The organism is Enterococcus sp. AZ109 (assembly GCF_051714625.1).
GTDB lineage: Bacteria > Bacillota > Bacilli > Lactobacillales > Enterococcaceae > Enterococcus_A.
This window is the reverse complement of the sequence record NZ_JBIOSF010000001.1, coordinates 2,006,011-2,028,346: the sequence shown is the minus strand read 5'-3', so window position 1 is coordinate 2,028,346 and position 22,336 is coordinate 2,006,011. Positions and strand designations below refer to the sequence as shown.

22 protein-coding genes and 1 pseudogene are annotated in these 22,336 nt (G+C 39.6%); all 23 read right to left on the bottom strand.

Annotation, left to right across the window (positions count from 1 at the left end):
• Positions 1–22: 22 nt before the first annotated feature.
• A complete protein-coding gene (gene srlE, locus IGI42_RS09660) occupies positions 23–1,042 on the bottom strand; it encodes a PTS glucitol/sorbitol transporter subunit IIB (RefSeq protein ID WP_438715635.1) in 1,020 nt (339 codons plus the stop codon).
• Between the two features lie 15 nt (positions 1,043–1,057).
• Complete coding sequence (srlA, locus tag IGI42_RS09655) at positions 1,058–1,591, bottom strand: PTS glucitol/sorbitol transporter subunit IIC (protein WP_438715634.1); 534 nt, start codon at positions 1,589–1,591, stop codon at positions 1,058–1,060.
• A 15-nt stretch (positions 1,592–1,606) separates the two neighbouring features.
• A complete protein-coding gene (locus IGI42_RS09650; protein WP_438715633.1) occupies positions 1,607–1,987 on the bottom strand; it encodes a transcriptional regulator GutM in 381 nt (126 codons plus the stop codon).
• Between the two features lie 58 nt (positions 1,988–2,045).
• Positions 2,046–3,296: an NAD(P)H-dependent oxidoreductase gene (locus IGI42_RS09645; protein WP_438715632.1), complete on the bottom strand. Its 1,251-nt coding sequence runs from the start codon at positions 3,294–3,296 to the stop codon at positions 2,046–2,048.
• 769 nt (positions 3,297–4,065) lie between these two features.
• A complete protein-coding gene (locus tag IGI42_RS09640; protein ID WP_438715631.1) occupies positions 4,066–4,683 on the bottom strand; it encodes an AAA family ATPase in 618 nt (205 codons plus the stop codon).
• Position 4,684: 1 nt separating this feature from the next.
• Positions 4,685–5,551, bottom strand: a complete 867-nt coding sequence (locus tag IGI42_RS09635; protein WP_438715630.1) for a class II fructose-bisphosphate aldolase — start codon at positions 5,549–5,551, stop codon at positions 4,685–4,687.
• Between the two features lie 25 nt (positions 5,552–5,576).
• Entirely contained in the window at positions 5,577–5,981 is a 405-nt protein-coding gene (locus IGI42_RS09630) for a tetratricopeptide repeat protein (RefSeq protein ID WP_438715628.1), read from the bottom strand.
• A gap of 21 nt (positions 5,982–6,002) precedes the next feature.
• Positions 6,003–7,286: a PTS sugar transporter subunit IIC gene (locus tag IGI42_RS09625; RefSeq protein ID WP_438715627.1), complete on the bottom strand. Its 1,284-nt coding sequence runs from the start codon at positions 7,284–7,286 to the stop codon at positions 6,003–6,005.
• Between the two features lie 26 nt (positions 7,287–7,312).
• The gene (locus IGI42_RS09620; RefSeq protein ID WP_207673349.1) at positions 7,313–7,621 is read right to left on the bottom strand and encodes a PTS sugar transporter subunit IIB; all 309 of its coding nucleotides are present in this window, start codon (positions 7,619–7,621) and stop codon (positions 7,313–7,315) included.
• Positions 7,622–7,653: 32 nt separating this feature from the next.
• Positions 7,654–9,738 (bottom strand): BglG family transcription antiterminator, encoded by a 2,085-nt coding sequence (locus tag IGI42_RS09615; protein WP_438715626.1) that lies wholly within the window; start codon positions 9,736–9,738, stop codon positions 7,654–7,656.
• A gap of 649 nt (positions 9,739–10,387) precedes the next feature.
• Positions 10,388–11,503, bottom strand: a pseudogene (locus IGI42_RS09610) (glycerate kinase).
• A gap of 87 nt (positions 11,504–11,590) precedes the next feature.
• A complete protein-coding gene (locus IGI42_RS09605; protein ID WP_438715625.1) occupies positions 11,591–11,944 on the bottom strand; it encodes a PTS glucitol/sorbitol transporter subunit IIA in 354 nt (117 codons plus the stop codon).
• 38 nt (positions 11,945–11,982) lie between these two features.
• Complete coding sequence (srlE, locus tag IGI42_RS09600; protein ID WP_438715624.1) at positions 11,983–12,984, bottom strand: PTS glucitol/sorbitol transporter subunit IIB; 1,002 nt, start codon at positions 12,982–12,984, stop codon at positions 11,983–11,985.
• Between the two features lie 23 nt (positions 12,985–13,007).
• Positions 13,008–13,559: a PTS glucitol/sorbitol transporter subunit IIC gene (gene srlA / locus IGI42_RS09595; protein WP_438715623.1), complete on the bottom strand. Its 552-nt coding sequence runs from the start codon at positions 13,557–13,559 to the stop codon at positions 13,008–13,010.
• 2 nt (positions 13,560–13,561) lie between these two features.
• A complete protein-coding gene (locus IGI42_RS09590; RefSeq protein WP_438715621.1) occupies positions 13,562–14,044 on the bottom strand; it encodes a transcriptional regulator GutM in 483 nt (160 codons plus the stop codon).
• A 1-nt stretch (position 14,045) separates the two neighbouring features.
• Entirely contained in the window at positions 14,046–15,893 is a 1,848-nt protein-coding gene (locus tag IGI42_RS09585) for a BglG family transcription antiterminator (protein WP_438715619.1), read from the bottom strand.
• 18 nt (positions 15,894–15,911) lie between these two features.
• Positions 15,912–16,712 carry an SDR family oxidoreductase gene (locus tag IGI42_RS09580; protein WP_438715618.1) on the bottom strand — a complete coding sequence of 267 codons (801 nt, stop codon included), beginning with the start codon at positions 16,710–16,712 and terminating at the stop codon, positions 15,912–15,914.
• A 253-nt stretch (positions 16,713–16,965) separates the two neighbouring features.
• Entirely contained in the window at positions 16,966–18,024 is a 1,059-nt protein-coding gene (locus IGI42_RS09575) for a 2-hydroxyacid dehydrogenase (RefSeq protein ID WP_438715616.1), read from the bottom strand.
• The gene (gene rhaD / locus IGI42_RS09570) at positions 18,017–18,859 is read right to left on the bottom strand and encodes a rhamnulose-1-phosphate aldolase (RefSeq protein WP_438715615.1); all 843 of its coding nucleotides are present in this window, start codon (positions 18,857–18,859) and stop codon (positions 18,017–18,019) included. The genes IGI42_RS09575 and rhaD overlap by 8 nt, the downstream gene beginning before the upstream one ends.
• A gap of 15 nt (positions 18,860–18,874) precedes the next feature.
• Positions 18,875–19,057 carry a hypothetical protein gene (locus IGI42_RS09565; protein WP_438715614.1) on the bottom strand — a complete coding sequence of 61 codons (183 nt, stop codon included), beginning with the start codon at positions 19,055–19,057 and terminating at the stop codon, positions 18,875–18,877.
• A gap of 76 nt (positions 19,058–19,133) precedes the next feature.
• On the bottom strand, positions 19,134–19,826 hold the full coding sequence (locus IGI42_RS09560) for an L-ribulose-5-phosphate 4-epimerase (RefSeq protein ID WP_438715613.1): 693 nt from the start codon (positions 19,824–19,826) through the stop codon (positions 19,134–19,136).
• A gap of 11 nt (positions 19,827–19,837) precedes the next feature.
• Complete coding sequence (locus IGI42_RS09555) at positions 19,838–20,899, bottom strand: galactitol-1-phosphate 5-dehydrogenase (RefSeq protein WP_438715612.1); 1,062 nt, start codon at positions 20,897–20,899, stop codon at positions 19,838–19,840.
• An 11-nt stretch (positions 20,900–20,910) separates the two neighbouring features.
• Positions 20,911–22,332 (bottom strand): PTS galactitol transporter subunit IIC, encoded by a 1,422-nt coding sequence (locus IGI42_RS09550; RefSeq protein ID WP_438715611.1) that lies wholly within the window; start codon positions 22,330–22,332, stop codon positions 20,911–20,913.
• Between the last annotated feature and the right edge of the window lie 4 nt (positions 22,333–22,336).

The following is a 22,336-nucleotide window of genomic DNA, read 5'->3' as shown; positions in this document are numbered from 1 at the left end:
TTCGCTCCCATTCAACTTCTTTTTAATACATACCAAAACTTGCTAACCAAGCTATGATTACTGCAGTAAATCCAGTTAACATCCGGCCATAAAGAATTGCCGGTACACCGATGGCTACGGTTTCAGGTTTTGCTTCCCCTAATGATAAACCAACCGGGATAAAGTCACAACCAGCATGGGCATTAATGGCAAACAAGGCAGGCAAAGCATATTGCACTGGAATTGAGCCGTTGGCAATTTGCGTACCAATCAGTACCCCGATTACCTGTGAAATTACCGCACCAGGTCCTAAGATTGGTGACATGAAAGGAATCGTACAAATTAGTGACAAGACAATCATCCCTGGCAGTGAGCCTGCTAGTGGTGACAGCACCTCAGCCAACCAGTCACCGATACCAGTGTAGTTGATAATCCCAACCATCATACTGATGAAGGCCATAAATGGAATGATGTTCTTCAACAGCATGTCTACTGCGTCACGACCTGATTGATAGAAAGTACTCATAACTCCACCAATGGCACGAGAGAAGCGTACTAGGATTCCATCTTTTTTCGCCACTTCTTGGGCATGTTCTTCTTTAATTTTCGAATAGCGTTCCTTGAACTCCGTTTCTGATTCCCGGCCTTCTTCTTCTTTAGCAGTTGTAGCTTCAACTACTGGCGCTGCTTCTGCATTCTCAACTACTGATACATCTTCTGGGCGAACGCCTGATACGAAGATATCTTCAGTAATATGTTTTGACAATGGTCCAGATGGCGATGAAGGTAAAATATCCACTGTTGGAATTCGTTTCATTGGATAGACCCCAATACGAGCTGTACCCCCACAATCGATGACTGCACATAATGTTTCATCTTCTGGAATTTGATTTTTGAATCCGTCGCAGGCTTGACAGCCTGTCAAAGTTGCGATTTGCTGCGCCACCGGATGGATGCCGCCGCCAGTAACAGATACAACTTTATTTTTCTTATCTGTAGGTGTTAAGGTCAAGCCTACGCCCCAACCTTTATTTCCCGGTTTTACAAAGACTGTTTTATACATGCCGCTTCCTCCTTTTTATGCGTTCGCTTTTTTCGCTTCTTTAGCCATCATGAATTTCGTCAATGTTTCAGTTACAATTCCACGCATTAGAATCACGACGATCCCAACTAGGAAGTAACGAACTGCTAGACTAGACTGGTTGTAGCCAGCTTCCATTACCCCATTGGCAATCCCTAGGTAAACGAACAATTCACCTGCATTGGCATATGGGAATAACCCAGTAACGGGATGGACAAAAGAAACCGCTGCATCATAAAAGGCTGGTTTTTCTTCTTCTTTAACAAACTTGCCGAAAGTATAAGCCATCGGGTTTGTCAGCATCAGTACTGCTAAAATCGGCATCAACGTATAGCGTAAAATCATGTATTTAGAACAATAGCGGATCGCTCGGTCAACACGTTCTTCCCCGATAAATGAGATAACTGAGTAAGTGAAAGTTAGCAACACAATTAACAAAGGAATAATTCCGGTCATGTAACCCATAAATTGTTCCCCGCCTGCTTCAAACAAACCAATAAAGTTTTTTCCTGCCCATTCAATATATTTCATACTAATATCCTCCTTTTAGGTAACCGCTTCCAACTTACGTGAGTATATCTTTGACAAGCCTTCTTCAATTTTTGTCATTTCACTTTCTTGGACTTTCTTACTATAAAATTCTTCTAAGCGCATGCCTTGATAGGACGAGTCCTCTTTAAACTTAGCAAAAACCGTCATTCCGCTGCAGCCATAGCATTGGATCACTTTGCCTTCTTTGTCCACAACCACTGCAACAACTGTTCGCATCACGCGTCCTTTAACAACCTCCGTATAAAAATCATATTCCGTTCCAGCTTGCTCAGTAGTAACCTTTTTAATGAAGCTTTGGTACTGCTTTACTTGGACAACACTTAGCACACTTTGCAGCAACATCAATACTACTAAAAGAATAACAAATCCACTCATAGGCTGATTCCTTTCTAAAAGCAGACAGGGGGACGCCCCTATCCGCTTTAATGATTACTTAGTCACCAAATGTTGAATCTTGCAGCTTGCGTAAACGATAAACTGTTGTTGATTCGTCAATCTCAATGTCGTCATATGTTAAGAAGGTACCATCTTTAATGTCACGTTTCGCAACAGATGATCCACCAACTAAACCGATTGGCACATTGCCGTTTTTCGCCATATCTTCATGAGTTTCCAGAACACCGCGGACACAATAGCCGCCGATTCCGTCAATTTTTTCACCTTTTTTAATGTCTTTCTTCGCTACCGCTACCGTTTCAGAGATTGGAGCACCCATTGGCACAATCGCATGGTCATGATTTAAAACGGCTTTAGCAATTGTAATTGGTGTTTCTAAGCTTGCTAAGTGATATGGACGGTAAAGAATATGATGATCACGATCACCTTTCTTCATTAAGTAGCTTAATTCATGCTGTACGCCTTCGTTTTGACCCTTCACAATTACGAATACTCCTGGTGCTAAACCGTCAACGTATTCAACGACGCCATATTTGCTTAGGACACCGCCATTTTCTTTCGTATCTAAATCTTTCACAACTGAATCTACATCGCCACTGATTCCATGCATTCCTACTTTATCTGGAACAAACCCGATTGCATTAGACAGCAAGTTCATTTCTGCCATAGTCTTTGTACCATCTTGGAAGGCTGCTAGCATGTGACTAGACATGTGCTTCGCATCCGCTTCTGCCTGTGCAGTATCTGGATTTGCGCTAACTTGTAGTTTATTGTTCTTACCTTTACCAGCAACTAGAACTTCCATCCCCATGCTTTTCGCAAATTCGAACAATTCAGTTGTTGCTGCCGGCTCATCGCCATCAGATCCAGTGTAAACTAAATTCGCTGAATCATACATTTTCTTCATGAGAGGTCCAATGGTAATGTCCACTTCTACGTTTAAGAGAACTAAATGCTTTTTAGCTAATAAAGTTTCCAGGGAAATTTGTGCGCCAACTTCAGGTACACCAGTCGCATCGACAACTACTTCTACTTTATCGGAATGAATAATTTCTTTGAAATCGGAACTAGTCAAGATATCGACTTTCTTCTCTGCACTTGCATTGTAGGCATCGGCTGCACGTTTCGCCGCATCAAAGTGAATGTCACTGACACCTGTCACAGCCATCCCTGGGATTGTTGAAATCTGTGCAATCATCCCAAAGCCCATTTGCCCTGCGCCAATTACTCCAACTTTGATTGGGTTATTATTTTTTTCTCTTTCTAAAAGCTTTCCATACAGTGTCATTTGAACCCCTCCATTTAATTGTCATATGACAATTTGTCTGTCATATGCTTAAGACACCTTTAGTATAACACGGGTTAAAATCATGTCAACGCTTTCTTTTTTCTTTTTGCACCTTTTATAGGTATTGGAACATATGTTACACAGGTTGAAAACCTTATAGAAAAGGTGATAACAGCTGATCTATCAATCTATTTCGTCTATATTTTTTTATATAAAGAATCAGATCGATCGATATTAAATAACGAATATTTTTTAAACAGAAAATTGGTTATTCATTTTTTTTATGAATGAGCAAAAGATTGATCAATGGTTCACGTTTCACAAATTCACAGAGTTGAGTTGCAAGAATTGGACTTCAAAGTTAATTTTTACCCGTGTTTATAATAACTATTCACTAATCATTAGTGAATAGTTATAAACTTGTGAGCGGTTACACATTCTCGGCGGATACTAGTTTCTCTGAAAAAGAACTGTGTCTCTTTATCCAACTTACTTCTGTTTTTGATTCCTTTTGTCATTTAACTTCATTGATTTTTTCATTGCAACCTAAAAAATCCTACAAATTTTCTTTTGCTGGAGAATTTTTGCAGGATATTCTACCTATAATCTTTGTTCTTTCACAGCTTCATTGATAATTGGGTTGGTGTGCTACTAAATTTGCTTACTTTTCTGTAAACATCTTCAGATAAGATAAATTCCTTCTATGAATATAAAGAGCAAATAAGAAACCATCGGAGCTAATCAAGTTTGATCGGCTTCGATGGCTACTTTATTGATTCGATTCAATCCGTTCTTTCAACTCTTTAATAAATGGCTGATAATTCACGTTATTAAAATCCGACACATCAAACTCCACTAATTCTCCCAGCTGAAAATTATTATAACCCCGATCTTGGATTACTTGATGAAATTCTTCTTCAGTGATAATTGCATCCGCTTGGGTACGGTCTGCTAATTCATCGCCAAAATGATAATGTGTCATAATATGGCACAGATGTCGATCGTTTGCTACATCACGAACTTTTCGTCGTTGCCACAATACATCAAAATCAGCAACTAACCTTACCGTAATTACTTGGTAGTCGTACTTTTTGGCTAATCCCTGCAGCTTATCAGCTTGCTTAACGCTAAACGGATACTCCGACAGAATCACTCGCTTGCCAGCTTCCATATACAAATCCAGTACACCGTAGTAAAATTTCCAGACACGTTTTTCTAATTCGGCTTTTTCTTCCACATTATCAAAACCTACTGAATCGGCTAAAATTTCTTTCCCTTCATCCGGAGTTAGAACAAATAACTCCGGAATAGCTTTTTTGATTTCATTGATCAAATAGGTTTTACCGGTTGCGGGACTTCCTGCAAGTAAAATCAAATATTTCTTCATACTATTTTTTCATAGATAGTGGGCTATCTGAATTCATAAATAGTCCAATTTTGTGTTTGACGATTTCTTTGACCTTCATGTTTGCAGGAATCACGTTATGACGCAATGATTTATTGACCTCGGTTTCACTGAAAGATTCTTTAGCCGTTTTTGTCCAGTTGACTAACAATTCGGTGCCGACATTAAATTTGCGGATGCCATTGTTGATTAATTCAGGATAGTCTTCTTCTTTTACGCCAGTTCCGCCATGGACCACTAACGGAATATCAACCACTGCGTGAATTTCCTTTAATAATGGAATGTTTACTTCCGTTTTTGATTTGAATTGGCCGTGGTTGGTGCCGATAGCAATAGCTAAAGCGTCCACGCCAGTGTGTTTAACAAATTCAACTGCATCTTCTGGTTTCGTGTAAACTTTGTCGTCTTCAGCCACCGAAATACCTTCTTCGGTTCCGCCGATGGTTCCCAGCTCACCTTCCACTGAAGCGCCATGAGCGCGAGCGTATTCCACCACTGCTTTGGTTTTGGCAATATTTTCTTTGAAAGGTAAGTGAGAGCCATCGTACATCACACTAGAATAACCTGCGTCAATAGCAGCTTTGATTTCGTCAAAGTCGCGAGCATGATCCAAATGCAGGCAGACATCTACCATCTCATCTTCAGCGATTTCTTTTGCGACAGCCACGATTACCTTATAACCAATGTATTTAGCCGTATCGATACTTGTTTGAATGATGATTGGCGCGCCCATTTCTTTGGCAGCTCGAATCATTTCCGGAAGCATTTCTAAGTTGTGGGTGTTAAAAGCACCGACAGTCATATTCAATTCAGTTGCTGTTTGTGTTACTTCTTTTAATGTTTTATACATGTATTCATTACCTTCTTTTCTATTTTTAGCCACTGATAGTGACTTTTTTCGCAATTTGTCGCATGTCGTCCATTTTACCCATGTAGTAATCGATGCCGACATCATCGCCGTTGCGAGCAGCTTCCGCCCGTTTGGCATTGTAAAGACTCATTAATTTTTTGTACCCGTCTTTGATGGTTAATTTGTAATCCAGACTTGTTTCCAAAGCCTTGATGGCCTGCTCCGTGTCATCTAATTGCGCATAGGCCAAACCTAGTTGTTCGTACAGTTGGGCCATTGCCTCTTTTTGTTCTGGATCAGCAGCCTCAATCTGTTTAGTTAAGTCTTGAATCTGATTGTTTAACGTTTGTTTTTCTTCTTCGGTTAAGGTTGGTTCAACTATTTCTTCCACCTTCGCCTTTTTATCTTTCTTCTTTAAAAATCCAAACATAATGTGCTCCTTTCACTCAACCTAAAATGCTTTTAAAATTGGGCTTAGAATCCATGCATATAACAAGGCAGCAGCAACAGTATCGACATCCGTAGCAGTCGCATTGATGAAGCCCATTTGGTTGAAGATAGTTACCAATAAAGCTGGTAATAAGGTGATGAAAAATCCGTGTGCAATCCCACCGATAATCGCTCCTCGACGTCCACCGACCGCATTTCCGAAGATACCAGCAGTACCACCGGCAAAGAAGTTGGTTAACATACCAGGCAAAATCATGGCTAAGCTGAACATTGGCAAGACAAACATTGCGATAATTGTTCCGATAGTTGTGGTGATGAAGCCTAAAATTACTGCATTTGGTGAGTACGGGAAGAATACTGGGCAATCCAAAGCTGGGATCGCGTTTGGCACTAGCTTCATGGCTATACCACGGAAGGCTGGTACGATTTCACCTAATAATAGACGAACACCAGACAATAGAACGTAAACCCCTACAACAAATTGAATAGCTTGTAAGAAAGCAAACATTATATAATGTTGTGAACCTGTATCGACTACACCTGGGCCAGCAAATGCCGCAGTGATGATATACAATGGCACCATTACTACCATTACTGATAAGTAAGTATCTTGTAAGAATTCAAACGATTTAGGCAGGTTGATGTCTTCGATTGATTTTTTGTTTTCACCTTTTTCACCGAAGATATAAGCAACACCCGCTTCAAACATGTAACCAATCGTACAGAAATGACCTAAGGCAATATCGTTTGATCCAGTGATTTTGCGAATAATTGGCTGAGCGATCGCCGGCATTGCTACTGCGAAGACGGCACCTACGAATCCACCGACTAAAATTAAAACGATGCCACGTAAACCAGAGAAATAACCGAAAACAGTTGTCATTGTTGCCATCCATAGAATTGCTTGACCCGTTAAGAAAATATATTTAAATTTCGTAAAACGAGCAATGATAATGTTGAAAATAAAAATTGCTAGGAAAGTTAAAGCAATGTCCCGGCCCAAACCTAGTTCGTTCATAGCCTGTCCGTTAATGGCTTCAATAGAAGGAATAATTCCTTGCATGTGGAATCCAGCAGTAAAAATTTCACCAAAGTAAGTCAAGCTGCCAACGATAATACTGGAACCAGCACTTAAGACTTGGAAGCCCAGCAACGTTTTCAATGTCCCGGAAATAACCATCCCGATCGATTTCTTTTGCAGTACTAGACCCAACATAGCAATTAGAGCAATAGTGATTGAGGCTTGTGTCAAAATGTTTTGAATAATAAAATTAATTACACCCATTTTTTTGTCTCCTTTATTCTATTTTTTTACAAAGCGCCTTTTGCTTCTAAAACCGGTAATAATTTTTCTTCAATTTCTGCTTTTGAGACAATGTTCTTCAAAAAGACCACTGACGTTTTACTTTCATCAATTGAAAATTTTTCAAATTGTGATTTAAAATTTTGTGCCGTGATAATAATATCCGGTTGAACAGATGCAGCAGTTGAAATATCCACATGATCTAATTTTGCATCCACGTTATGCGCATTTAATACATCTTCAGCCGCCATTTGAGCTGCAAAGCTACTTCCTAGACCAGCACCACATACAAATAAAATTTCTACTCTTTTTCCCATAATAAATTCTCTCCATTCTATAGTTATAAAACTTAATTACCTGATTCATTAAACAATGCGGCTTTAAATTCCTCGATATCAGTAAATTCACTTAATTGATCAATCTTCTCTTCGTCATTGATTAACTCCACCAAGCTTTTCATAATGTTCAGGTGAGAGAAGGAATCAACGGCAGCTAAACAAAACACAATTTTTACTGGATCGTTGAAGTCATTGCCAAATTCTACCGGTTCTTTCAACGTCGCAACGCTCAGTCCTAATTTATTTACACCATCTTCGGGACGAGCATGTGCTAACGCAATGTGTTTCCCAATTACAATGTAGGGTCCAAATTCTTTTACTGAATCGATCATCGCCTGGACGTAACTTTTTTCGATTACCGCTTCTTTTAATAAAGGCTCGGCGACATTTTCAATTGCTTCTTCCCAATCAGCGACGGGTTGATTCAATAAAATCGCGCTATCCTTCAGTACATCTTTTAACATTGGCTGAATCTCCTTTTTATTGATTACTAAATGATTTTGGTCAAAGATTAGTTCTAATTCTTTATAAATTTCACCATCCACCTTGCCCTGACTTTTTTCGATAATATCGATCAAAGAATAAAACAAGCGAGTGGAGTCATTCGAATTGTTAATTAAACGTTTGTACTTACTGTTTTCATTCAAAAAGTGCTGGATGCGTTTTTTACTTTCTTCCTTAATAATTGGGTCCAGCTCTAATAATGGCTTTTTGTTATAGTTGACCCGGACCGTTGAGAAGATTAAATCCACATCTAATTTTTCAATCAACTCAATTTCTCGTGAGCTTAATACAGCTAAAACTTCAATATTAAAAAGTTCTTTCAAATTTTCTGATAAGAGTTTCCCTGTTGCCAGCCCATGATTGCAGATAACGACTGCTTTATATACATAGTGCAAGTCTTGATTAATGGCACTAACTGAAGTAGAAAAGTGAATAGTCAGAAAAGCGATCTCATCGTCACTCAGCTTTTTTATCGTCCATTTCTCAATCTCAGGCGTAAATTGTTGGATGGCCTCGTAAATGTTGCCATAATTTTTCTGAATGTTCTCCTTCAATGGGTTAACGATTTGCACATCGTTTCTTACGCGATTGATTAGACCAGCAATATGTTTATAGAGTCCTTCTTGCAAAACCTCTTCCTTACGAGAGAAAGGTATTTTCGTTTTAATTTCGACAAATTGAATCATCTGAATCGATAGGAGCTGGGCTTGTACCCATTCGATCGAATTATTCATGTCTCTTGCGTTAAAAGTATTAAGCATAAACACAATGTATTTGATTTCGATTTCTGGTGGTCGAATAGCAAAAGTTTCGCAAATAACATTTACATAATCGCGAATTTCACTTTGAGGTGTATCGACGACTTCCCAAGCCGTGCTGGCAATCAAATCCTGTCGTAAGTAACGACTTAGCCAGACTGCTGTAAAAACAATTAATTGATTGCGATAAATATTATCTTCTAATGATGAGATGGATTGGTCATACAATTGGTCTAGCTTTTGCAGTAGCTGTATTGGGATATAACGATCCAAAAGCGAACGATTTAACGAGGAAAACTTTTCTTTTGCCGGATCGATTACACCAACTGTGTGATTGATAATGTCATAGATCATTGTACGAATTGAACGTTCCGCACCTCGAAGCACAATACCTTGTTTGGGTATACTCAATACTTCAATCCCATAAGTTTGTAACGTTGTACGAACCCGACGCATATCTTCATCCAAGGTACTTTTAGAAATTAAATATTCGTCTTCTTTTTTATAGAGATAAACTGGACGCTTCCCTAGTGAGAAGGCTAGAATCAAATCAAAAATCCGATTTTCTCTTTCTAAGTAATCAGGCTTATCGACTTTTTCGGTAAACTCATTCAGTCGGTTACGCTGCTCTTTGGTTAAAACCAACTGATACCCTTTTTTACGAACATTCTCGATTTCTGGAAAATCTTCGTTAATCAAAAATTCGTTAATCTCTCTTAGCTCATTACGAATCGTTCGCGCACTGATATGGAATTTTTCCTCCAGCGCCTGCAGGTCCAAAGGATAGTCAGTAGTTATAAAAAGTTTTAAGATAGTGATTGTTCGATCTTTCATTTTTTATCCCCTCGTCTAAACAAAGTATATAGGCGGCAGCAACTCTTGATAAGTAGAGATTATTGCCACTTTTTTGTGCAAAAATGTAAGCGCTGCGATTATTTGGGATTTTCCACCTCAAATAATCAACAACTTTTTCAAGTTATTTTTATCAATAAAGAAAGATACTAAAGGCTTCGTAAACTCGCCCAGTTTGGCAGGATAAGACTTTAGATAAGCTGACCTTCAAGTTCCTTCAGTTTTTCGCTTTGTACCGATAAAGTTAATTTGTGAAAACGGACACTGTTAACGTTGCTCTAATAGGTTTAATAATTGTGGAAATTTTATACTATGTAACAGGTCAAAAAAGCTCCCATTAACAAAAATTCTCTGTTAATGAGAGCCTTTCATTTGCGTAATTATTTTTTCCGTATTTCAATTGCTGTGTCAATACCACGGCACGACAATTTATCAGTTTACTTAATTACTTCTCAATTGATAGTACCATTACTAGTCTTTCAACTTTCAGACATTGTTATATCTTGACCAACCGAAAGAAAAATACAATTCAAGTATTATACAATTTTTCTCTATTCTTAAAAATAGTGTAGGTATTTTGAACGATGCTTCTGTTGTTATCCTATACAACTCGATACAGTTTTCGTTATTGTCAATTTTTTTCAACGAATACGCGATAGAGACTAGCCACATTTTCTGCTGTACGGATCAGATTCGCTTCGGTATCTGTCAAAGCTGCTGCTAAATCTTCTGGTTGATGTAAAATCGGAAACACCGCATCGATTCCTGATTTGACTGTATTAGTTAATTCTTTATCAACGCTGCCGCAAATTGCTACTACAGGAATTTCTTCCGGAACACGCCGGGCGATTCCTACAGGTGCTTTTCCTGCCAAGCTTTGGTGATCCATCCTTCCTTCACCAACTATCACCAAATCAGCAGCTTTTACAATTTCGTCAAACTTTATCAAGTCCAAGACATAATCAATCCCTTAAACAATCTCACCACATGCAAAAGCTGCAATGCCTGATGCCATACCACCGCCAGCCCCCGCACCCTTTAATGATAAGATTTCTGGTTGGACTTTTTGATAAAAATGCTTCAAAGCTGTATCGACAACTTGAATTTCTTCTGACTTCAGGCCTTTTTGCGGACCGAAAACGGCAGCTGCGCCTTGCTTGCCGCACAAAGGATTTTGCACATCGTTAATAATCTTAATTGTTACGTTCTTTAGCTCTAGCTTTGATTTTTCTACAGCTGCAACTTTACTAAGATTTCCCCCAATCGGTAATAGTTATTCGCCCTTTTCATCCAAAAAACGATAGCCTAGTCCAGCCGCAAAACCAATCCCGCCATCGACACTGGCACTGCCGCCAACCCCGATGCCGATTTCATTGAAGCCTTGCTGGGTTAAATAAACTAGTAGCTCACCTAAGCCTTTAGTTTGTAATTGTAAAGGTGCCCGCTTTTCTTCAGGAATCTGCGGCAGACCGACTAAATCAGCCATTTCAAAAAACGCTTGGTTTGCCTTAAAACCATAACGCATATTGACCTTTTCACCAAAGGGTCCTGTTACCTCTACTGTTGCTATTGCCAAATTTAAACTGCTAATTAAGGCATCCAGTGTCCCTTCCCCGCCATCGCCTACTGGCAACAATTGACAATTCATCTCCGGTAAAACTTTTTCCATTCCCTTCTTGATCGCAGTCGCAACCTCCGGCGCCGACAGACTTCCTTTAAAGGAATCCGGCATAATTAACACGTTCATCTTCTTCACCCCGCAAAAAAATACCTTCTTGGTTCAAGTCTGACATTTCTCAATCGAAAATGCAAAACTTTTCCAAGAAGGTATCTCTTATTGAATACTGATTTTAGTACCGACTTGAATTGTCGGCATTTCTTTGTCTTCTACATACAAGGTACCAGGCAATTCCGCCTCGGTTGAACCATCAAAGCGTAAAGTAATGTGACCTAGATCATCCAAGTTCTTTTTCACCACATCACCTACTGCCGTAATCTTGTAGCTTTGATCATCAAAGGTGAAGGTCATACCGGGAGTGATATCACCTGTTGAAGACTTCAAGACAATGTTGTAGCAATAATCTGCTAAGGTTTCTGGTGCTTCATTCCCAAAGAAAATCAGCATATTTTCCGCTTGAAACATTTCGGCCTCAGGACCAATATTGGTTACTTCCGTTTCATAAATCATTTGTCATCTCTCCTAACTAACTACTTAGTACTTCTAGTTTAACTGTACATACCGAAACTTGCTAGCCAAGCTACGACAACCCGGGGAGCGCCGTTTAAGAAACGAGAGTACAATACAGATGGCACGCCGACTTCTACAGTTTCCGCTTCGGCTTCTTCCAACCCTAAACCAACCGGAATAAAGTCGCAGGCATTTTGGGTATTAATGGCAAATAATGCTGGTAAAGCCAATTGTGGCGGGATATTGCCTTTGCCGATTTCTACCCCGATCAACGTTCCTAAGATCTGACTGATAACAGCACCAGGTCCTAAAAGCGGGGATAAGAAAGGCAGTGAGCAGATAAAGCCAATGATAATCAAACCGACTACATTTCCAGCTAGAGGTTTCATTAAGTTGGCAAATACCGTACCGACGCCAGAACCTTGAATGATCCCAATCAGTAATGATACAAAGGCCATAAAGGGAATGACCGTGTTAATCATGGTTTGCACACCTTCACGGGCTGATTGATTGAAGGTTGCTACAACTTTACCAGCGCCCATCCCAATTTTAGCGATGAAGCTTTGCTGCTCTGCCCGTTGTTCGGTAATCTTTTTATCAGTAGAATACTTGAATTTCTTTTCTTCTTTTGGCGCTTCGGTTCCTGCAGCGACGGTTGCTTCGTTTTCGTCAGCTAACATGATTTGTTCTGGGCCAACCGCCGAAACATAGATCGTCTCATTAATATATTGAGCTAACGGACCGCTTTTTCCAGTTGGTACGATATTAACGGTGGGGATATTTTTCTTAGGATAAATCCCGCAGCGCAAGGTACCTCCGCAATCAATAATCGCCAAAGCAATTTCGTCATCAGGGATAGAAGTTTTAAAGCCATTCACTGATTCCATTCCTGTTAATTCTGAAATTAGATCAACAATGGCAGGTTTTTCACCGCCGCCGGTTACGTAAATAAATTTATGTTTTTCTTCAGTTGGAGTAATTACTAATGGTCCACCAAATCCGCCGTTACCTTTAACAATCTTTATACTTTTATAAGCCATGGTATTCTCTCCTTTATTCCGTCTTATTCTACGCTAGCAACGTCTTTGCTAAGTTCAATTCCTTGTTGTTTACAAACAAAAGCGGTTGTAAAGTCTGTTACCCAGCCGCCGATAAAGTTCATCACAATTCCGACTAACATGTAGCGAATCGCTAACTCCATTGAGTTCAATCCTAAAGCCGTAATCCCTTGAGCGATCCCCATCCAAACGAACAATTCACCTGGATTAATATGAGGGAACACGCCGTTGCTTGTGTGACAGAATTGTGCTTGAGAGGCATAATAGCTTGGTTTGTAATATTCAGGCAAGAAACGAGCCATGGTAAATGACATCGGATTGCCCAGCATGAAAGCTGAAACGAATGGCAAAATCAAGTAACGAGTCAGCGGGTTTTTAGAAGAAGCCTTTGCAACTTTGGTTACCCGCTCTTCTCCTAAGAAGGCAATTAACGTATTCATTGCCACCATCAAAAGTAATACAACTGGTACGATCCCCGTCATCCAGCTAATAAATGTCTCTGCACCTGTTTGGAAAAGTCCCATGAACCCTTCCGCAAAATTAATTAGAAAATCCATTTTTATACACTCCTTTTAGTAAACTTTGTTTGAATTGATTGTTTCATTAATGACAACTGTACTCCCAGATTCATAACTGGTGAGACAGGTTTTGTCTCTTGATAATTGCCTTTTTCTACTTTTAAATAGACTTCTTGTGCATTCAATGCTGCCTGACGAGTTAATTTATTTTCCTTCAATAATACTGGATGATCTTCACTCAATTCGTGAACATTTAAGCCATTAAACTGAGGTCTTGGTTTGAAACGAGCCAGAATCGATGTTCCTTGCATCATTTCCGCTTCTTTAATCAAACCAGTTGAATCAACAGAAAATAATAGGATAGTCCCCGAAGCAATTTTTCCCGGTCTTCGTCCGATGGCAACTTTTCCATTACGTCGCATTCTTCCATACACCGTATTGAAATTTTTAATTTGTTTTAAGCCTAGGAACATTTGAACAATATAAGCAACAAGAGCAATAGCACCTAAGAAAAAGATATTCATGTTAGACTTCTCCTTTCGTCAGTAAGCGCGTGTAATCTTCTTTAGAAGAAACCGTTCTCACTTGCGCCCGTAAGCGCGGGTTGGATGAAATAGTAAAGATCGTGTCGTAAAAGCTTAGCAGTTCATCCTCTGCTTCAACTGTCAGATCGGCTGGAATAGCCACCAAGAAAACCAATTCAATCTCATCAATTGAAGTTTGTTCCTTGTAGGAACCAATCGAAACAATAATGCGACCACTATGGTTATTGATACCATGAGGAAATGCAATGCCATTTTCGATCACAGCTGATTCTTCCTGCGCTTTCAATAAAATGTAATTTTTAAATTCCTCATCTGTCCAATTTTCTTCAGCTAGTCGGTTCAGCATTTGTACAAGGTTCTGCTCGTAAGTTGCTCGAGGATTTAAATCCTCAAAATAAAACTGAATGTTTTCAAATGATGCCGCTTTAGAAGCCATAATCCGCTTCCACTCACCTAACAGCCAATTGTCGTTGAATAAATCAGTTAATTTAATCAAGGTGGTTGGTACCTTGGTTTCTTCCAAAGGGATTGTTGTAAATATCGCAAAATAGCGATTCAAATCTTTGGTATGATACTCTTCTTCTGAGTAATGAGCAATTCGAATATTCGGTCCTAATACATTTCCCAGCTGACGTTTAATCATCAATGCTGTTCCCTTACCGGTGTTACAGACAATCGCAATTTCCTTGAAATTTCCACTAGTATCGGCTTTCAACGCTAACTCAAAATAGATCGCCAAGTAGGAAATTTCTGTGGCCTGTTTTGGTTTTCCTAAAAAATCAGCTAAAGCTTGAATACCTATGTCGGCTAGTTCATAAGCAAAGGCATGCTTTAAACGAAAATCCTGACCAAAAATATCATAGGCATGGACTCGGAAAATGATACGATTGGCTAAAAACATAAAATGTGCCTTTAAGCTATTGAACAATTCTGCTTCATCAATTGAAATAATTACTGCTTCATGAATCGCTTCTAACATAATCTGGAACAAGGTCTTAACTTCCTGATTTTCTGAGTAGCGGTCATCTACGACATTGTTGTTGAAAATATTCAATGGGAAGCAAAGAAAGTCAAAGTCAAATTGACTAATAGTGATACTGTAGCTTTCTTCTAAAGTAACCAGCAGCTCCTCTAATTGAGGATCCTCGGCAAAGTAATTGACATAATAAGGAATCGCTTCGGAAAGGTTGTTCCCCTCTAAGATTCGTTCAGAAGTTAAGGTAATTACCTTTTTCAGCAAGCCCGATGTTCGAAAATCTAATTTTTTCGTTAAAGAGATTTCTTCTATTAATAGTAGAAGATTTTCGTTTAATCCATCATGCTCTAAGTAGTCATAAGCATGATATAAATAGAGCATTCGCAAGTTTTCTTCTTGTCCTTGCAGCAGTAACCCCTTATTAGGTGTACCAATTAGCGAAAGATCAAACTCAGCTAAGATTGTTTTTAAGTTTCGCAGATCCTTGTTAACTGTCGAACGGCTGACACCAATCATCTCTGATAGATCATCAATCACTACGTAATCATCACTTTTAATGAAGCACTCGATTAGAACGGCCATTCGTTTAGAACTAGAATTAAAATCCATTTCCTGCTTTAAACTGCCGTTCATCACTTCTTCAAACTGTTTTGAATCAATTACTTTCAATTGATACACACCAGCTGACTCCACAATTTTTGCAATGTGTTCCAATTGTTCATTCAATAGTAGAATGGTTTTTTTGACTGTCTGTGAAGTTGTGTCGGTGATCTGCTGCAACTCATCTAAGGTCAGCCGATCTTGAGTAATAAAATGCTGCAACACTTGATACCAACGATTCACCAACGCCATCTTATTACCCCACTTTCACTAACCTCTTGTTTTACCACCTGCGACGTTGGTTGTGACTCCAGTGATATAACTTGCGCGATCCGATAAGTAGTAACAAACTAGATCTGCCACTTCGCTTAATTTACCGCTTCTACCTAATGGGATCGTTGTGGTTTTGCTGTAATTTTTTCGTAAGTCATCCACAGTGATTCCGCGAGTGTAAGCTAAGGCTGTTTCATATTCAATCGTTCTCAGACCAGTTTCTTCCATAATACCGGGAGCAATTCCCACCACTCGGACACCTTGCTTACCCAGTTCCTTTGCCCATGACCGAGTGTAGCTATTAACAGCCGCTTTAGTTGCTGCATAGGCACTTTGCCCTTCAGAACCTTCAATTCCACTTTCAGAAGACATGTTGATGATTACGCCGCGTTTGTTTCCTACCATTATTCTAGCAACTGCCTGACTCATTAAAAAGAGGCCTTTTTGGTTAATGGCGAAAATCTTATCAAAAATAGCATCTGATAATTCAAATTCTCCATGGGGATTTTTAGCGTCTACCAATAATCTTGGAACATTAATTCCTGCATTGTTTACTAACCCATCAATTGTGCCAAACTGTTCCTCTACTTTCGCTACATTTGCTTCCACCTGTTCTCTTGATGAAATGTCGGTTGCAAAGAACGTTAGGTTGTCGTGCTGCTGAATGCCTTCACGCAAATCAAAATTTGCTACTTGAACACCTGACGCTAATAATTCTGAAACAATACTTGCACCAATGCCTGATGAACCACCTGTAACAATTACTTTTCTGCCTGCAATGTTTAACCAATCTGTCATAGCGTTGTTCCTCCTGCTTCCTAATACTAGATTAATTTTTCTAAAAACGAAAAATTAATTCGAGCTTCAATTCGTCGATCATTTTGCCAAGCTGTTGATCTATTGGCTGACCTCTCCTTGATTACATTCTCAGTATAGGAGCCTGCTCATCGAAAATTAATACGGTCTTTTTTTTCATTTCGAAAAAAAACGTGCACTAATTCGTGAACTCGTGAAAAAAAGACCAAACGGATGCCGTTTAGCCTTTAGATGATTATGCATTTTTATGACAGATAAGCAGTTCGGATTTTCCTTGCTTTAAGTAACGATTCAATTCTTGTACCAGTAATTCCGGCGACCGCTCAATTGCGTCAATAGTATCACCAGCAATATGCGAAGTAATAATCAAATTATCTAAATTTAATAAAGGATCATCTTTTGGAATGGGTTCTTCCCAAACTACATCAATTCCAGCTCCAGCGATTCTTTTTTGTGCCAGTATTTCGTAAAAATCGGATTTATTCAAAATATCTGGTCTGGCTGTATTAATTAGATAAGCACTAGGTTTCATTAGTCGCAATAGTTGTTGATCAATCAAATTGATTGTTTCCGGTACTACTCTGAGATGCAGTGAGATAATATCTGCCTGTTGGAAAATAGTTTCTATATCTTTTAACTGAAGTTGGTATCCAGCGTTTTTTAGCTCTTCTTCATCTGCAAATACATCGTAAGCTATGACTGGAATACCTAGTCCATTAAGCTTTTTCACAACCAATTTACCAATATATCCCAATCCGATTAATCCAACGGTCATAGTAGAAAGTGACGTTTTATACTGATCATTAGGAAAATGCTGTGGCCAATTGCCGGCTTGAACTTCTTTATATGAATAGGCAATATTACGAACCACACTGTACATCAAGCCAATCGTAAAATCTGCCACCGGCTCTGCGTTACGGATCACGTGCAGGAGCTGAACTTCTGGCCGTTTTTCCCACTCTGCTAAATCAATGTGTTCTAAACCTCCGCGACAGGTACCGATCAACTGTAATTTTCGAGCTGCCTGCAACATTTCTTTGGACACAGGTGCAATGTGTACGAGCAAGATGGTTGCATCTTTCAAGGCGGCAATTAATCCTTCTGGTAATTCAAAGTCATTGGGACCCTCATGCTCAATTATTTTAATTGTCTGGCGAAATTCTTCTCGTGACTGCTGCAAACACCAGTCAAAAGCCTTGATCTCCACAGTTCCTGACAAATCCAGCTGCTGGGCTGCTTTAACTAAGCTAGTGGCTGGAACAAAGGGATCGCCTACAACTACAATCTTAGTCATCACTTTCCCTCGCTTCTAAAATTCCTGATCGTGGTGTCACCTGAAAGGCATCTGCTAAAGCCCATAGTTGTTGATCTGTGATTGTTTGTCCCACTGGTTGATTAGTTGAAGAAATCTTCAAATAGATTTCGGCTGCTTTTTCTGCTGTTTCAATCAAACCAAAAGCATCATCCATTGATTGTCCGGCACTCATGATGCCATGATGGGGCCATACTACGATTCGGCAATCCTTCATTTTTTTAGCTGAAGCTTCCCCTAGTTCATTGGTTCCAGCAACCATCCAAGGTAAGACTGTTACGCCATCGGGGAACACCACTAAACATTCGGTAATCATTTGCCATAAAGTTTTTGTAAAAGCTTGATCCGTTAGTTCATGAATAAAGGTCATCGCTGAGATCGCTGAGGCATGAGTATGTAAAATGACACGGTGATTGGCATCCTGTTTTAAGCGAACGGCATGGCATTTTAAATGAGAAGCTAATTCACTCGTAGGTACATCACCATTTTCTAGTCCCCATATCAGCTCATATTGATCGCCTAATTTGGTAATTCGAATTAAGGCTAAACAGTCGGCGGGATTGTGCTTGACGTTTTTAAAATATTTTCCTGATCCCGTAACTAAGAAAAACTCCCCAGCTAACTCAGGAATAGTAAAAGATAGATCAATCATTGGGAATTTTTGATCTAAATTCAGATAATACTGCACTTCATCAGCAGGCAGACGGTAGCTGATATTTCCACCATTACGTTCTGCCCAGCCATATTGCCATAGCTGATCGGTGGCTTCACACATCTCTTGAATAAAAGGTGCCGTTAAAATATTGTGTATATTCACTACATTACCTCCTTATTATAAGAACAACAATAGCAGACGACTAACTATAATGAAGGCAAAACCCAGTCCAGCATGAATCGCATACGTTTTATTCTTAACAATATCCCCATTAGATCCAACAATAATTTTCTTAGCTCCATCAAAAAATATTTTGATAAAAAAAGCGAAACCGATCAATGTACATAATTCACTTAGCATTTGTTTTTCCTCCTGATGTTTATTCATTTTTTTAAAAGCGAATAACCAACTCATTGAGCTGGCTATTCGCATCTTTTTATTGTCCGTAGTAGGCATTGGCTCCGTGCTTGCGCAAATAATGCTTATCTAGTACTCGTTGCGGTAAATTCCCCGCATAAGTGTTCAATTGACGAGTAAACAAATTTAATTTGCACACTTCATCTAAAACCACTGCATTCATCACTGCACTGACTGCATCTTTGCCCCAAGTAAATGGTCCATGCCCATGGAGCAACACTCCTGGAATCTCCATCGGTTTAATTCCACGTTCTGCGAAAGTTTCAACAATCACATTCCCTGTTTCGTGTTCATAGCCTTCATCAATCTCTGCTTGAGTTAACAACCGAGCGCAGGGGACTGATCCATAAAAGGTATCCGCATGTGTCGTTCCCATCGCTGGGCAATCCAAACCAGCTTGCGACCAGATCGTCGCCCAAGTTGAATGGGTATGAACAATCCCGCCAATTTCTGGGAATGCCTTATACAAAACCGCATGTGTTGGTGTGTCAGATGAAGGATTCAATTCCCCTTCAATTACATTATTTTCTAAATCAACGACTACCATATCGGAAGCCTTCATGTTCTCATAGCTTACTCCGCTTGGTTTAATGACAAAATACTGAGTTTCTTTATCAAAAGCACTGACATTACCCCAAGTGTATTTGATTAAGCCATGCTTTGGCAGCTCCAAATTGGCTTGAAAAACTTCTTCTTTTAATTTCTCTAACATAATCGCTACTCCTATTCTGGGTTAACAGCAACCACAATCTTATTGTAGTTCAATTCTCGTTTAAACATTTTAGGCAGCACATCTGACAACTCCCCTAATGAGATTTCATGGGAGATCATTTCTTTAAACTTGACTCGACCCTTCGACATTTCGTCTAGCGTTGCTTCCCATGCTCGACCTGGATAAGGGGCTGTATAAGAATTCCAAGAACCAGTAATGGTTAATTCCGCCCGCATGATACGTTCAGCTTCTGTTTCTGATAAAGGCAAGTCTTGATGAGAGATTCCCACAAAGACAATTCGACCATGTTTTCTGGTAATCAATAACGATTGCTTTTGGGTAATTTTGCTGCCGGCAGTTTCAATTACTACGTCTACTCCTAGGCCGGCCACGACTTTAATTGCTTTTTCTAAGTCTTCATCTTTGCTGTTAATTGCAATGTCAGCTCCTAATTCTTTGGCTAGCTGCAATTTATCATCAAAAATGTCGACTGCAATAACCGTTTTTGCGCCGAAAATTTTCGCAATCTGAATAGCAAATTGTCCAATCGGTCCGCAACCTAAAACAGCGACTGTATCTCCTACCTCTACTTGCGCTCTGCGTAAAGCATGCCAACTGATTGTTGCTGGTTCTACACCCGCCGCTGAAAGCAGATCTAATTCCTCCGGCATAATTACGGCATGGTCTTCAGGAACTTTGACATACTCGCTGAAAGCCCCATTACTCCCAGTACCGATTATGTTATAATTATCACTAAGCCCAAAGTTTCCTTCTTTTGTGTATTCAGAATTAGGATCAGGGATTAATGGTGCAACAGCTACCTTGTCACCGACCTTAATTTTTGACACTTTTGATCCCACTTTATCAACAGTGCCGCTAAATTCATGGCCTAAAATGATCGGGTACATTCTTGCGCCGTTTTCTAAGTTTGCGCGGGGCACATCTGACCCACAGATTCCCGCGTAAGCTACTTTTATCAAAACCTCATGTTCACCGATTGCTGGAATTTCCACTTTTTTTAATTCCAAAACCCCCGGTGCTACTAATACGCTTGCTTCCATTTGTGCTGACATCTCTTCATCTCCTACGCTACTTTTGTCTCACCAGTTGGCTCTTCACCATTATTCTTTGCTGCTGACCGTTCAAGGTAGCTGTAAAATGCTTCTTTATTTTTGCGGAATAAGAAGTAAAGAACGAAGTAAACAACAATGGTTAAACCAATTAAAATCGGGTTCTGACTTAAGAAAGCTAAGAAAATTAAACCAAAAATTGGTTTTCCTAAAATATTGAAGCTAGTAACCATCAAAGCTCCAGCTGGCAGAGTCACCCCTACAGTTTGAGCAATTTCTGTAAACATTGGCGCAGTGTAGGTACACATATATAGCCCTAAGCTGAACCAGATCGTCCCATTTAAAATCGTTTTAGCAATATTTCCGTTTGTTAAACATACTAAAGCTTGTACCATATAAGGGATCGCCAACAAGTCAACTACTGGTAATGTTTCGTTACCTGGAAGGATCATTGCTAGTGCAACCATGATCGAAATCAAGATAATTCCTGAAATCAAGGTAGCTGGTTCACCGTATCCCGTTGCATCGTTAACTCCCAAAAACCATTCTCGCTCTTTGTTGTTTCCACGAACATTTTTACTTGCTGCTTGCGAAATTGGATTAAAGGCTTGAGCAAAGATCCCAGCTACTTTCGGGAAAATCGCCATTACAGCACTCGTTGCAATACCGACTTGCGTAATTTGCCCCCAGGAATCTAAGCTAGTCAATTGACTAAAGTTGCCAAGTATTCCCAAGAATAACCCTAAGAACAAACCAAGTGAGATTGGTTCACCTAAGAAACCCAATTTTTTCTGTAGTCCTTGTGGATTCATCCGAACCTTGTGTAAGCCCAACATATTCCAAATCGGGTCCATAATTAAGGCGAAAATCCCTGGTTCAATATTGTGCATGGCGATAATTGTACAGTTAGGATAGTTGTAATAAGTTGACCATCTGCGGGCTAACATTTCTGCCAATAACAGACTGTACATATTCAACAGACACATCAAAACAATGGCTAAAACCATGTTGCCTGTAGCTAAGTACACCATTGATCCCCATACCATGTAGGAGTAGTTGTTCCAAAGATCGGAAGGTTGAAAAACATTGGTCCATTTTGCTAAGAACAATACCGATTGAAGCACTAGTGCAATAACTAAATAAATCATGCCCGCTTCTGTTGAATAAGCTACAAGTGCCGTTGCCTGCCATCCCACATCAAAGGATGGTAAATTGATTCCGGTTTGATCCACCATCTGCTGGACGACTTCTGAAATGATGGGTGTGTAAGAATTCAAGATCAGAGTAAAGCCCATCAACCCCACACCAGCGTACAAACCAGAAAGGAAAGCTTTTTGTGTTTTTACTTTTAATACTTTGGCTACCACAAAAATCATGACCGGGACAAAAACCGCTGAGCCAAACGTATCAAACACACTTTTTAACGTTTCTAACATCTTA